General features: G+C 49.8%; 1 pseudogene. It reads left to right on the top strand.

What is annotated here, in order from left to right:
• Positions 1–424: pseudogene (locus ASJ81_RS15585) on the top strand (CO dehydrogenase/acetyl-CoA synthase complex subunit alpha); the annotation flags it as partial.
• Positions 425–440 lie beyond the last annotated feature (16 nt).

The raw sequence follows: 440 nt of genomic DNA, 5'->3' as shown, positions 1-440 counted from the left end.
TACCAAAAACTATGACGAATCCAAGTGGAAGGCCTATGATGCAAGAGACGGCTCAGAGATGAACATCCCACCAGCACCGGAATTCTTGCTGACAACTGCAGAAACCTGGCAGGAAGCAATCCCGATGATGGCAAAAGCCTGCATCCGCCCGTCCGATAATAGCATGGGCAGATCCATAAAGCTGACCCACTGGATGGAGCTTTCCAAGAAATACCTTGGTGTAGAACCGGACGACTGGTGGAAGTTTGTCAGAAACGAGGCTGACCTCCCGCTTGCCAAGCGTGAAGAACTCCTTAAGAGACTCGAAAAAGAGCACGGCTGGGAAATTGACTGGAAGAAGAGGAAGATTATCTCCGGTCCGAAGATCAAGTTCGATGTCTCTGCACAGCCAACTAACCTTAAGAGACTTTGCAAGGGGGCCTGAAAATGGTAGACACTAC

Origin of the sequence: Methanosarcina spelaei, from assembly GCF_002287235.1 — an archaeon.
Lineage (GTDB): Archaea > Halobacteriota > Methanosarcinia > Methanosarcinales > Methanosarcinaceae > Methanosarcina > Methanosarcina spelaei.
The sequence above is the reverse complement of the archived record's forward strand: the minus strand, read 5'-3'. Positions and strand labels throughout refer to the sequence as shown.